Consider the following 13754-nt stretch of genomic DNA (forward strand, 5'->3'; position numbering starts at 1 on the left):
GCATGCATTTTTATTATAGTCTCTAACTGCCTATTTTTGCCGTCCTTACAAAAACAATGGCTTAACAAAAATGGCATTAATCAATACTTTACGAGAGAGAATGGGGCGGATCGTTGTGATAGTGGTAGCATTCTCTATGTTCGCATTTATTCTTACAGATTTACTCCAGTCAAACTCCATGCTTTTTGGTGGTTCTGACCGTACTGTAGGTGAGATCGCGGGCAATAAGATTTCCTACGAAGCTTTCAACAGAAAGATGGATGAACTCTCTTACAATTTTGTGATGAGCTACCAGAGAAACCCCAGCTCTGAAGAAGCATCCAGAATCCGTGAGCAGGCCTGGAATGCATTGATCATCGAAAATATTTACCTCCCTGAATTTGAGAAACTGGGTATTGAGGTGACTGACGAAGAAGTGATCGACATGGTACAGGGAAATAATATCTCTCCTGTGATCCGTCAGTTCTTCACCAACCCTAATACTGGTGAGTTCAGCAGAGACAACGTGATCCAGATGCTCCAAAACCTTAAAAATGCTCCTGCTCAGCAGCAGCAATCATGGATCGCCATCGAGGCATCATTGAGACCTACTCGTGAGGCTGAGAAATACAGCAACCTTTTTGCGACAACGAACTACGCTACCTCTTCAGAGGCAAAAGCGCTTTATGACGCACAAAACAGCAACATGACCGTAGATTATTTCTACGTTCCGTTCTTCTCTGTCGCGGATAGCCTATTCGAGGTGTCTAACTCAGAAATGAAAGACTACCTTTCTGACCATGCGGATGAATTCCAGACTGAGGAATCAAGAAGCCTTTCTTATGTGGTATTCCCGATTATCCCTTCTTCATTGGATTCGGCCTACGTAATGGAAGAGATTGCTGAGCTTCAAAAAGGACTTGCTGATGCACAGAATGACTCTATCTACGTGACGATCAACTCTGAGTCTGACAATCCTTACATGAGCATCACCGACCCTGAGTTGGTTCCTGGTGCATTGATGGTAGATGGTGAGCCTGTAGAGGTTGGTACCGTTTCAGAACCGATCCTTGCCGGCAGCAAATACACTGTAGTGAAACTATCAGGTATCGAAGAAGGAGATGAGGCTTTTGTAAAAGCGAGCCACATACTGATCCAGTGGGAAGACAACTCGATCGAAGCTAAAGCTGCGGCTAAAGAAGAGGCGGAGTCCATTATCAAGAAAATCAAAGCAGGTGAAGATTTCGCTCAGCTTGCTGCTCAAAACAGCGATGACAGAAGCAACTCCATGACCGGTGGAAGCCTCGGATGGTTTGGTGAAAATGGCAACTTCGTTGAGGAGTTTAAGGATGCTGCTTTCGGTTTCAACGGAACAGGATTGCTTCCTGCGCCCGTAGAAACTTCATTTGGTTACCACATCATCCGTATCGATGAGCCAAAAACCAAAACACTATACAAAATCGCGAAAATAGAAAAAGAGATCTTCGCTGGTGATGAGACGCTTAATGAGATTTATAGAAATGCTGACATTCTTGCTTCTGACAGTGAGTCTGCAGAAGACCTTGTAACGAACGCTGAAGCACAAGGCCTATCAGCTAAAAGCGCTAGCAAAATTAGTAGCAACGACAGCCGTGTAGGTACGCTGGCAAATGCTCGTAGCATTGTTTCATGGGCTTACAACAAGGGTGAAGTAGGAGCTGTATCTGAGGTATTCGACATGGATGGTAGCTTCGTGGTTGCAGCTGTGACAGCAATTCAGGAAAAAGGTGTTTCTAAGCTTGACCAGGTAATGGGTGAAGTAAGACTGAAAGTATTGAACGAAAAGAAATCAGCGTATATCCTGGGCAAGTTGAAAGAACTTGGAGATCAGGAGTTCGAAGCATTGAAAGATGCTTATGGCACAGGAGCGAGAGCTGGATCTGCTGATTTGACGCTTTCTTCTAACTCATTCCCGAATGTTGGAATCGCCGGTAATGCAGTAGGTGTAGCATTCTCACTAGAAGAAGGTGAAAAAACTGCACCATTTACTACAGACAATGGAGTGATCATTATTGCTGCGACTGCTAAGAGTGCTGCTGAAACTCAGGAGTCCTATGACGCCTACAAAACGATGGTTCTAAACAGCAGACAAGGTAGAAGAACAGCGATTGCTGACTTCCCATACACCTACACACCTCTTGTGGTTTCACAGAGACTTGCTGACGCTGTAAAAGAGCTGTCAGAAATAGAAGACACTCGCTACAAGTTTTACTAAGACATTTGAAAGCCGGTTTTTTTGAATCGGCTTTTTTTATCTTCTACCTATGAGTTGGGATATTCAAGCTTTTAAGGAAAAACTCGAATCGCAGCACCAGTTCCCTGGAAGCTATAGCTTTAAATTCATTGTTCCGGTGGACAAAAAAGAGCAGGTGCTGGCCTTACTTCCAAAATCCGATATCTCCTTCAAGGAGAGCGCTAAGGGAACATATGTGAGCATCACCTCAGTAGCTAAGCTCCAAACCAGCCAGGAAGTGCTGGATGTGTACATTGCTGCCAATAATATTGAAGGGCTGATTGCCCTTTAATAATGGCTGGTAGGCTTTTTCAATAAAAGATATTTAGGGAAGAGGTCCTATTCCTGCAAATCCCAAAGGAATTGGTCAATTCATTACTAATTGACCTTTTTTTTTCTCATTTTATATGTGATTCAAATCAAACGAAACTTGTCATGTGGAAAGAAGCAGATAATAAACTCAGTCAGACCTTCAAATTCAAAGATTTTGTGGAGGCCTTCGGCTTTATGTCGAAGGTGGCGATTATCGCCGAGAAGATGAATCACCACCCTAATTGGTCCAATGTGTACAATACCGTAACCATCGAGCTGAACACCCACGATGCCGGTGACATCGTCACGGAAAAAGACCACCAGCTCGCTGCTGCAATTGATAAATTGTTGGGTTGATACTTAAAATGATTTAGTGCTTAGCCAGAGTCGTGATGGATAAGGTACACCCCATTTCCTACCATCACTCTGAGAAGTGAGGTACGAATGACGAAGAGTCTCCAACTTAGAGGCACTACTCAGATTCTACATCACATCATGAGACGCTACAATTAAGATGCACTTAACAATATTTTTGCCGCCATTCTGAGGCGTGAGGCACGACCAACGAAGAATCTCATCCCCAGTTTAAGAATCGACTGATTCCCACTTCTATCAGGAGACTCTTCACTCCGCTTCGCTGCGTTCAGAGTGACGTTTAGGTTCATGTTCACCTTTTTTAGTCTTGATTTTTGGTGACCGGGCCGCGTAGGCTTTTGATAAGGACGGCCCGTCCAGAAAAAAGTTGATTCAGGATGGAATGGACATTTTAATTCTTCATCGCTTTTTTACCTGTCATTCCAAAAACCCCCTCGACGTTCTCGTCAAAGACTACTAATTTTAAAGCATGTCTGAAACTTCTCTATACCTCGTGCCCACACCCATTGGAAACCTGGGTGACATCACCTACCGGGCTGTAGAGGTGCTCAAATCAGTGGATAAAATACTGGCAGAGGACACCCGCACCTCGGGGGTATTGCTAAAGCACTATAGTATCAGCACTCCTGCCGAAAGCTTTCATGCCTTCAACGAGCACAAGCGTACGGCGCAGATCATCGAGCGCATCCAAAATGGAGAGACATTTGCACTTATTACAGATGCAGGTACTCCGGGGATCTCAGATCCAGGCTTTTTGATTGTGCGGGAGGCTGTCAATGCAGGGATCGGTATAGAGTGTCTGCCGGGAGCCACGGCCTTTGTTCCCGCCCTGGTAAAATCCGGGTTCCCTTCTGATCGTTTTGTATTCGAAGGGTTTCTTCCGCATAAAAAAGGAAGGCAGACGAAGCTGAAAATGCTGGCCGAGGAAACGCGCAGCATCGTGCTGTATGAGTCTCCTCACCGCCTGCTCAAAACACTCGCCCAGCTTGGGGAGTTTCTGGGAAAGGAGAGAAGGGTCTCCATTTCGCGGGAGCTCACCAAAAAGTTTGAGGAAACCGTGACCGACACCATCGAGGCGGTGATCAGCCATTTTGAGTCCGGGACGGTCAAGGGAGAATTTGTAATGATCATAGAAGGAAAAGAAAAATCATGAAGTTAGACGTTTTGACTCATGAGGTCATAGAAGTAGCCAAAGAAGCCGGGGCCTTCATTCGACGGGAGTCCGAGAACTTTTCCCTGCAGGATGTAGAAGAAAAAGGCAAGAGCGACCTGGTCTCTTATGTGGATAAGGAAACAGAAAAAATGCTGGTGGAGCAGTTGGAGCGCATCCTTCCGGAGGCGGGCTTCATCACCGAAGAAGATACCCCCAATCAGCTGGGGAAAGAATACACGTGGATCATCGACCCTCTGGATGGGACCACCAACTTTATCCATGGACTACCCACCTATGCCGTGAGCATTGGGCTGATGCAAAACCAAAAGATGGTGTCCGGCGTCATCTACGAGATCAATCACGATGAAGTGTTTTACGCCTGGAAAGGTGGCGGTGCCTTTATGAATGGCAAGCCCATCCACGTGACGAAGGTGGAAAAGATCGAAGACAGCCTGTTTGCCACGGGGTTTCCGTATTACCAGTTCCACAAGCTGGAAGAATACATGGCCATCCTTAATGAATTAATGAAAAACTGCCATGGCCTGAGAAGGATAGGGAGTGCCGCCACGGACATGGCCTATGTGGCCTGTGGGCGCTGCGAGGGCTTTTTCGAGTACAACCTCAACTCCTATGATATCGCGGCCGGTGTCATCATCGTACAGGAGGCCGGGGGGACCATCACCGACTTCCAGGGGGGTGACAACTATCTATTTGGACGGGAGCTGGTAGCTGCAGGACCCGTACATGCAGAGTTTCTGAAGGTGATCCAGAAGTATTGGTGAGGGAAATTGCTTTTGTATTGTTCTATTGACAATTCTTTTGAACAAATAATTTTATTCTTATCAAAAGTATGATTTAGCGAAAATACACCCATATTAAACTGTATTATGACAAACTAGTCGTAAATTATGTTACCGTGTAGTGTAATGAAGGCTAGTCTTGAGAAATATCTGAAAGCGTTTAAAAAGCTACGTGTGGATCGCTCACATGGCGTTGCTCCCCACAAGCCTATATTGCTTATTTCAGTCATTCAGTCATTCAATGCAGGTATCTTTTCCAATAGCAATGTTTACCTAACCCCAGAATTTGTAGCCTTTTTCAAGGCCAATTGGTCAACTCTCGTTACTACAAATCATGACTGTAGAATTTCCTACCCATTCTATTACATGAAAAGTGAGGGCTTTTGGGCATTAATACCCAAAGATGGCTTCTCCGATTTGGAAAAAATGGGGTCACTTATGAAAAGCTTCGCCAATTTAAAAGCGGTGGTAGACCATGCACAATTGGAAACAGATTTGGTTGTTTTACTAAAAGATTCGCATTGTAATCAGATGTTATTACGCTTTCTTTTAGATGAATATTTTCCAGTTACCAAATCCCATTTTTCGAATCAAAGTGCCTCAAGTATTATCGAAAATCTGAAAAATAATTTTTTGAATGAGCCTCCGAACGAATATCAAAAGCGGTCAAGGAAACTGATTGATCAAAAGGAAGATGAAGAGATTTATTTGCGAAGTAGCGTGTTCAAACGTGAAATTCCAAGAATCTATAACAACAGCTGTTGTATTACCGGTTTGCGTGTGGAGTCCTTGCACAATGTTTCGATGATAGATGCGTGTCATATTGTGCCTTTTAGTGAAAGTTATGATGATACCGTCACAAATGGCATTGCTTTCTGTCCAAATCTGCACAGGGCCTTTGATCGTGGTTTTATTACCATCACACCCGACTATACTGTGAGGGTTTCTGATCAATTTTTAGAAGAAGGTGGCTATTCGATCAAACAATACCGTGGTTCTAAAATCCACTTACCAAAAAATCAAAAATATTGGCCAAGACAAGAAAATTTGGAATGGCATGGAATCAGAATATTCAAATGAAAAAGTCCATTTTTCTAGATCTAGAGGTATCCCAGACTAATAACCAAATTCAAGATATAGGATCGATTAATGATCAAGGAAATAAATTCCACGCGAACAACCTCTCATCTTTTGTTCCAACTTTATCAAGTTGTAATTTTTGGATTGGTCACAACATCATCAAGCATGATCTAAAATACCTTGGCCAAAAACTTCCCCAGCTCGTTGCAGATGCCAAGGTAATTGACACTTTACCTCTTTCTGCTCTACTTTTTCCGAAAAAGCCCTATCATAAACTGGTCAAGGACGATAAGCTTCAATCTGAAGATTTGAATAACCCATTAAATGATGCAATCAAAGCAAGAGATCTTTTTTTTGAGGAGGTGAGCGCCTTCGGCACATTGGATCAACCATTTCAAAAGATTCTATATCAGTTGCTAACCCATCAATTCAATTTTAAATATTTCTTCGAATGGATCGGGTTCAACAACACATCAGAAGACTTATTCCAACTTATTCACCTAAGGTTTAAGAGTCGTATTTGCTCCAATGCTAACATCAATCAGTTAATAGTTGATCATCCAATAGAATTGGCTTATTGTTTGGTCTTAATCAATACGGATGATCAATTTTCCATATTTCCAAAATGGATCCTCAAAACTTATCCATCCGTAAATAACGTTATGTTCCTGCTCAGGAATAACCCATGCCTTCATGGATGTGATTATTGTAATTCAAACCTGAATATACATAGCGGGCTTAAATCATTCTTTAATTTCGATTCTTACCGGACTTTTGGGGGAGAGCCATTACAAGAAAATGCAGTTCTCGCAGCCGTTCGCAACCAATCCATTTTAACCATATTCCCAACAGGCGGAGGTAAGTCAATAACTTTTCAGGTGCCTGCTCTAATGCAGGGCAAAGCTTGTCGAGGCCTTACCGTAGTCATTTCGCCACTTCAATCTTTAATGAAAGACCAGATTGATAATCTGGAAAGTCATGGCATAACTTCTGCTGTTACAATTAATGGTTTACTCGACCCAATAGAACGTTCCAAGTCTTTAAAAAGAGTTGAAAGTGGAGTTGCACATCTTCTTTATATTTCACCAGAATCATTAAGGTCCAAGACAATTGAAAACATAATTCTAGGAAGGACTATTTCCAGATTTGTAATAGACGAGGCTCACTGCTTTTCTTCTTGGGGACATGATTTTCGAGTAGACTACTTGTATATTGGAGATTTTATCAAAACAATTCAAGAAAAGAAAAACTTACCCGAACCTATCCCAGTTTCGTGCTTTACGGCTACTGCGAAACGTAAAGTAATAGAAGACATATTTGAATATTTTAAGTCAAAGCTTTCCCTTGACTTAAGACTACTACAAGCAAAAGTTGGCCGAACAAACCTTCGCTACAAAGTCCTCCGTAAAAGCAACGATGATGAGAAATACATCGAAATTCGGAACCTAATAGATCAAATCAAATGCCCAACAATTATTTATGTCTCAAGAACAAGACGAGCTAGCGATTTAGCTACACGACTATCCAAGGATGGGTATAGCTCTCTTGCCTATCATGGTAAAATGGATGCGAAGGAGAAAACAAGTAATCAACGTGCATTTATAGAAGGTGATGCAAATATCATGGTAGCAACTTCGGCCTTTGGTATGGGAGTGGATAAGAAAGATGTTGGTCTAGTCATCCATTACGATATTTCAGATTCTCTTGAAAACTATGTCCAGGAAGCTGGAAGGGCAGGCAGAGATGAAAGCCTTCAAGCGGAATGCTATGTGTTATACAATGAAGAAGATCTAAGTAAGCATTTTACCCTGCTCAATCAAACTAAGATCACACTCAAGGAAATCCAACAAGTATGGTCTGCTATAAAGAAGTTCAAAACCAAGATGTCAGGTTCTGCACTTGAAATCGCTCGAAAAGCAGGTTGGGATGATTCTGTAATGGGAATGGAAAACCGGATTACTACGGCTATCGCTGCTCTCGAAGAGGCAGGATATTTAAAAAGAGGACAGAATTCCCCAATAATCTATGCTAGCAGTATTCAGGCTCGTAATGCGCAAGAGGCCATTGACAAAATAAATGGATCCTCCAAGTTTACCGAGGGGCAAAGGGAACAGGCAATACGAATAATTAAAAAGTTGATTGCCACAAAAAGCAGAAAGCACTCCAATGAAGAAGAAGCTGAAGCCCGTGTAGATTACATCTCCGATCACCTAGGAATCGTTAAAGAAAATGTCATTCGGATTATCAATTTACTCAGAGAAGAGGGAATTCTAGCAAATAGCAAAGACTTAACAGCGTATATAGGAACGGCTGAAAATATTAATCGCTCGCTGTCTCGGCTCCAGGAATACGCCAAAATCGAAAACTACCTTCTAACAGAGCTGAATGAGACCGAGAAGATCATTAATATAAAAGGGTTAAATGAATCTGCTGAAAATCTTGGCCTAAATAATGTTAGCCCTTCCAAAATAAGGACCATTTTGAACTTTTGGACAATTAAAAACTGGATCAAAAAAGAAAGGCACATTCGATCACCAAATCATTTAAGAATAATAAGCTGTTTTTCCATTAACGAGTTGCAGGAAAAGCAACGAATACGCCATGAATTAGGGGAATTTATTCTTAAATACCTCTATAAAAAGCTCGATCAGGAAATTGAAATAATAGTTGAAAACGAAGAGGCTTTAGTAGAGTTTTCTATAATCGAACTCAAAGAGGCTTATGAGACACAGTCTACACTTTTCAACAGAAATTTAGAACAGGAAGACATTGAAAATTCTCTTTTTTATCTTTCAAAGATTGAGGCCATAAGAATTGAAGGCGGTTTTCTCGTGGTTCATAATCGTCTTACCATAGAGCGATTGGAATTGGATAATAGGGTACGGTTTAAAGTAGAGGACTATCAACAGCTAAGTGATTTTTATGCAAATAAAGTAGAACAAATACATATCGTCGGAGAGTATGCGAAAAAGATGGTTGAAAACTATCAGGAGGCTCTAGAGTTTGTTGATGATTACTTCCAGCTTAACTTTTACTCCTTTCTCAATAAATACTTTAAAGGAAGCAAGCGGGATGATTTACGACTCAACATTACTCCTCGGAAATTCCAGCAACTTTTTGGTGAGCTTTCTCCCGCTCAATTAAAGATCATTAGAGATTCTGATTCAAAATATATAGCTATCGCCGCTGGACCAGGTAGTGGCAAAACAAAGGTACTTGTACATAAACTAGCGGCTCTACTCCTTATGGAGGATGTGAAACACGAACAACTTCTAATGCTTACTTTTTCCAGAGCTGCGGCGACAGAGTTCAAGATTCGTCTACTGAAGCTAGTCGGCAATGCAGCATTATTTGTAGACATCAAAACCTTCCATTCATATTGTTTTGACATCCTTGGAAAAGTAGGTACGCTAGAAAAAGCTCCCAATATTCTAATGGATGCTGTTGAAAAGATTCAAGCGGGTGAAGTTGAACGAAAGGAGATAACTCGTACTGCCTTGGTAATAGATGAGGCACAGGATATGAGTTCGGATGAATATGCCCTCATAGAATCTCTAATAAGTCAAAATGAACAAATGCGAGTCATCGCTGTAGGCGATGATGATCAAAACGTCTATGAATTTCGTGGATCCTCTTCGAAGTACATGTTAGATTTTATTCAACGAAAAAATGCCACTAAATATGAATTAGTGGAAAACTACCGAAGTAAATCCAATTTGATAGATTTTACTAATCAGTTTGCTAACTGTATTAATGAAAGACTTAAGCAAACTCCAATACAAGCAATACAAAAGGACAATGGGATCGTGAAGCTTATTTATTATAAAAGCGCTAATCTGGTAGTACCTCTAATTAGAGATGTATTAGAAACAGAACTTTCGGGTACGACCGCTATTCTTACTAAAACTAACGAAGAAGCCTTTCTCATTGCAAACAAATTGAATAGCCAAGGTTTAAAGGCAAAACTGGTTGAATCGCACGATTCCTTTAGTTTAAGCCGTATAGAAGAGTTCCATTTTTTCCTTCAACAAATTGATAAATCTGGCCGAAAGCCTACAATATCCGTTGATGATTGGGAAAGCGCAAAAAAAAATTCAAAAGAAAAATTCAAAGATAGTAGTAATTACGAACCCCTTGAAAGATTCATTGTTAGCTTCGAACTTCTTTATCCGAAGCTTCGATTCAGATCAGATTTAGATCAATACATTCAAGAATCAAAAATCGAGGATTTTAAATCAACGGATACACAAAGCATTTTGGTATGTACCATGCATAAGTCTAAAGGGCGAGAGTTCGACAATGTGTTCCTCCTGCTGCAAAATATATATCTGCGAAGTGAAGAAAGTAAACGTCTCCTCTATGTGGCACTTACAAGGGCGAAACATCGATTACACCTTCATTCAAATCAAAAATTATTAGATCAGATTGACACTCGAAATTTACATGTTTTGGAAGATTTCAATGACTATGGGATTCCGCAAGAATTTGATGTATCCCTCAGCATGCACGATGTATATCTGAGCTATTTTAAATATGTTCAGCGACGCGTTTTTTCGCTTCAATCTGGTATTATACTGACTGCGAATGAAGAAGGGTGTACTCAAAACGAGAATGAGTTCGTGCTTAAATTTTCAAAATCCTTCAAGCAAAAGATAGAAGAACAAAAGACAAAGGGATATCGCCTGATAAAAGCAACCATTAATTATACCTTGTTTTGGATAGAAGAGGAAACAGAACAAGAATTAAAGGTGGTTTTACCAAAAGTTACTTTTAGACGCTTTTCGGAAATTTAAAATTAACGATCCGCAGATGAAAAAAGGTCAAAAACTCTGGACAAGGGAAGAGCTAATCTTAGCCATAAATCTTTACTGTAAACTCCCATTTGGGAAGATGCATAAAAGCAATCCAGAGGTTATTGATCTGGCAAATTTGATCGGACGCACACCAAGTTCTGTAGGTCTAAAATTGGGAAATTTCGCTAGTCAGGATCCATCTCTCAAGGCCAGAGGAATCAAAGGTGCTGATCATACGAGCAGATTGGATAAGAAAATTTGGGATGAATTTTATCACAATTGGGATGACGCAGCATTCGAAAGCGAGTTGCTCTTAGAAAAGTGGAGCAAAAAGTCAGCAATCGAGAAATATCAAAATTTAGACCCCTTGATGGAGGGTAAGAAAAAAGAGCGATTGGTAAGATCTAGGATCAATCAAAACTTTTTTAGAAAAGTCATCTTGGCTTCTTATAATGATACATGCTGCATAACTGGAATTTCTCAGCCTGAGTTATTGATTGCGGGTCATATTATTCCCTGGAGTAAGGATGAGCAAAATCGAATGAATCCGAGCAATGGGTTAGCCATGAATGGCCTTCACGATAAGGCCTTCGAGCTCGGTTTGATTTCAATTAGTCCCGACTATAAAATTTTGATCTCATCAGAATTAAAACAAAGCAAAACTGAATCTGCCCGAAACTACTTCCAAGCCTATGAAGGCCGGGAGATCATTTTACCATCAAAGTTTTTACCTGATCCTGAATTCTTAGCCAATCACAACACTACTCGTTTTAGACGTTGAATATCCAATTAAGATTACCCTGCCTAAAACCCCAACCAACCGGTCGCGTGAGCTTGAGGAACCGCACCTATAACTGCATGCGACCGTAGGTAGGTCCGCGACCCTATTTAAATCTCTGAAGCAATGGATGGGGTTTTGTTTTTGGCTACTGCTAGTCATTTGGACGTTCCAGCCTCAAAAAAGGAAACATAGTCTGTTTACGTCACTCTGAATGAAACGTAGTGTAATGAAGAGTCTCATAATTAGAAAGGGTGATTTAGAGTGCCTCACCTTAGGATGAGACTCTTCGTCGTTCGTTCCTCACTCCTCAGAGTGACGGTAGGAATTGAATGTGCGGTTTTAAATTATATTTCCCATGAAAATTGACCAATGGGACGTTCCAGCCTCAAAAAAGGAAACATAGTCTGTTTACGTCACTCTGAATGAAACGTAGCGGAGTGAAGAGTCTCATGCCATGATACAGAATCTAAGCACTGCTTCTAAGAAGGAGACTCTTCGTCGTTCGTTCCTCTCTTCTCAGAGTGACGGTAGGAAATGGGGTGTCTGGCATTCAATTATGGACGGGTTTAGGAAAACGACCTATATTAGTTCAATGCAACGGGGCGGATGGGTTTACATCATTACAAACAAATATAACACCACACTTTATATAGGAGTAACCAGTGATCTCTATTCCAGAATTGTACAACACAGAAACAAGCACTATCCAAATTCCTTTTCTGCCAAATACAACCTGTCTAAGCTGGTCTATTATGAAAACTTTTCAAGAATAGAAGAGGCGATTGCACGGGAGAAACAAATAAAGGGATGGTTACGAATTAAAAAGGTGGCTATTATTGAGCATCAAAATCCTGAATGGAATGACTTGTTTGATCAAATCGAACAATAATAAAGGAGTCAGTTCATTCAAATATGATAAAGTACAAGAAGCAGATATTGCGGCGTTCAATCCTCAGAAAAGGGAACACAATCTGTTAACGTCACTCTGAACGCAGTGAAGCGGAGTGAAGAGTCTCCTGATAGAAGTGGGAATCAGAGGAATCTTATACTGAGGATGAGACTCTTCGTCGTTCATACTTCACGACTCAGAGTGACGGTAAAATTGGTGTGAGCTTCATCTCATTACCACTCAGAGTAGCGGGTATCAACTATTCAGAATGCATTCATTAAAACCTCACGCCCACACCTTCGCACCCTCCGTGCAGTTTTTGCACATCTCTATTTCGCCGCGGGAAGTGAAAAGCTGGTCACGAAAGCGATGGTAGGCCTCCGAATGCCAGATATTTTCAAAGCTGCTTTCTTTCACACTACCCAGCGTATGTTGCGCATCCTTATCGAAGCAGCAAGGCACCACCTTGCCATCCCACGTCACAACCGCCGAATGCCACATCTTCCAGCATTCGTCCAGCACCTTATGTTTGAGGGCATAAGTCCCATCTGCCTGTTGTTTATAGCGTGAGTAGCGCTCATCTGTAGGGATCAGCTCATTCCCCTGCTCATAATCATAGATCTGGGCGGTCTTAAACGCCAAATGATCTACTCCATATTCCCTGGCCATCTGTTGGATGGTGTCAATTTCATGCTCATTGGGTTTCACCACCAGGTACTGCCAGACCACATGTGGCGTACTGGATTTCAATTGTTTTTTCCATTTGATGATGTTGGCCGTGCCCTCCAGCACTTTTTCCAACTCCCCCTCTTTACGATAAGCCTCATAAGTTGCTTGCGTAGCGCCGTCAATCGAAATGATCAAACGGTCCAGTCCGGACTCCACTGTTTGCCTGGCCATCTCATCGGACAGAAAATGGGCATTGGTAGAGGTAGCCGTATAAATTCGTTTGTCCGCCGCATAGCGGATCATCTCGAGAAATTCGGGATGCAGATACGGTTCTCCCTGGAAATAAAAGATCAGGTAGCAAAGGGTTTCGTGTAGTTCATCAATCACCTGCTGAAAGGTATGTGGCGCAATCTTTCCGGTAGGACGGGTAAAAGACCTCAGCCCACTCGGGCACTCCGGACATCGGAGGTTGCAGGCCGTGGTCGGCTCCACCGACAAGCTGATCGGCAAACCCCTCATGGAGGCATCTCCCGACCATCGCGAAGCATAAAAGCTGGTCAATATGCGCATTGCGTTATTTAAGCGTTTAAAAGTTAGCTTTGAGGCCAGGTTGAGCGTATCAGCCAGATTGATGTACATGGCCTAAACTTA

At 41.8% G+C, this 13754-nt stretch carries 11 protein-coding genes; 9 read left to right on the forward strand and 2 right to left on the reverse strand.

Annotated features, from left to right (window positions below; all coding sequences use genetic code 11):
* Positions 1 to 70: 70 nt before the first annotated feature.
* From NXR94_RS01670 to NXR94_RS01680, 3 genes are all read left to right on the forward strand, one after another.
* Positions 71 to 2233: a peptidylprolyl isomerase gene (locus tag NXR94_RS01670; protein WP_258102825.1), complete on the forward strand. Its 2163-nt coding sequence runs from the start codon at positions 71 to 73 to the stop codon at positions 2231 to 2233.
* Between the two features lie 49 nt (positions 2234 to 2282).
* Positions 2283 to 2543 (forward strand): DUF493 domain-containing protein, encoded by a 261-nt coding sequence (locus tag NXR94_RS01675; protein WP_258102826.1) that lies wholly within the window; start codon positions 2283 to 2285, stop codon positions 2541 to 2543.
* Between the two features lie 113 nt (positions 2544 to 2656).
* A complete protein-coding gene (locus NXR94_RS01680; protein WP_258103261.1) occupies positions 2657 to 2920 on the forward strand; it encodes a 4a-hydroxytetrahydrobiopterin dehydratase in 264 nt (87 codons plus the stop codon).
* A gap of 152 nt (positions 2921 to 3072) precedes the next feature.
* On the opposite strand, the gene NXR94_RS01685 is transcribed toward NXR94_RS01680, so the two are convergent.
* Complete coding sequence (locus NXR94_RS01685) at positions 3073 to 3228, reverse strand: hypothetical protein (RefSeq protein WP_258102827.1); 156 nt, start codon at positions 3226 to 3228, stop codon at positions 3073 to 3075.
* Between the two features lie 179 nt (positions 3229 to 3407).
* On the opposite strand from NXR94_RS01685, the gene rsmI reads away from it, so the two are divergent.
* The 6 genes from rsmI to NXR94_RS01715 all read left to right on the forward strand — a co-directional run bounded on the left by rsmI (position 3408) and on the right by NXR94_RS01715 (position 12434).
* Positions 3408 to 4091, forward strand: coding sequence for a 16S rRNA (cytidine(1402)-2'-O)-methyltransferase (gene rsmI / locus NXR94_RS01690; RefSeq protein WP_258102828.1), 684 nt, complete (start codon positions 3408 to 3410; stop codon positions 4089 to 4091).
* Complete coding sequence (locus NXR94_RS01695) at positions 4088 to 4873, forward strand: inositol monophosphatase family protein (RefSeq protein ID WP_258102829.1); 786 nt, start codon at positions 4088 to 4090, stop codon at positions 4871 to 4873. The genes rsmI and NXR94_RS01695 overlap by 4 nt, the downstream gene beginning before the upstream one ends.
* Positions 4874 to 5017: 144 nt before the next feature.
* Positions 5018 to 5971: an HNH endonuclease gene (locus NXR94_RS01700; protein ID WP_258102830.1), complete on the forward strand. Its 954-nt coding sequence runs from the start codon at positions 5018 to 5020 to the stop codon at positions 5969 to 5971.
* Complete coding sequence (locus tag NXR94_RS01705) at positions 5968 to 10764, forward strand: RecQ family ATP-dependent DNA helicase (protein WP_258102831.1); 4797 nt, start codon at positions 5968 to 5970, stop codon at positions 10762 to 10764. Before NXR94_RS01700 ends, NXR94_RS01705 begins: the two co-directional genes overlap by 4 nt.
* Before the next feature lie 16 nt (positions 10765 to 10780).
* On the forward strand, positions 10781 to 11545 hold the full coding sequence (locus tag NXR94_RS01710; RefSeq protein WP_258102832.1) for an HNH endonuclease: 765 nt from the start codon (positions 10781 to 10783) through the stop codon (positions 11543 to 11545).
* A gap of 454 nt (positions 11546 to 11999) precedes the next feature.
* A complete protein-coding gene (locus NXR94_RS01715; RefSeq protein ID WP_308706254.1) occupies positions 12000 to 12434 on the forward strand; it encodes a GIY-YIG nuclease family protein in 435 nt (144 codons plus the stop codon).
* Between the two features lie 285 nt (positions 12435 to 12719).
* Here the strand turns inward: NXR94_RS01715 and NXR94_RS01720 are convergent, their stop codons facing one another.
* The gene (locus NXR94_RS01720) at positions 12720 to 13742 is read right to left on the reverse strand and encodes a radical SAM/SPASM domain-containing protein (protein WP_258102833.1); all 1023 of its coding nucleotides are present in this window, start codon (positions 13740 to 13742) and stop codon (positions 12720 to 12722) included.
* Positions 13743 to 13754 lie beyond the last annotated feature (12 nt).

This window comes from Marinoscillum sp. MHG1-6 (genome assembly GCF_024714475.1).
Lineage (GTDB): Bacteria > Bacteroidota > Bacteroidia > Cytophagales > Cyclobacteriaceae > JAMZMI01.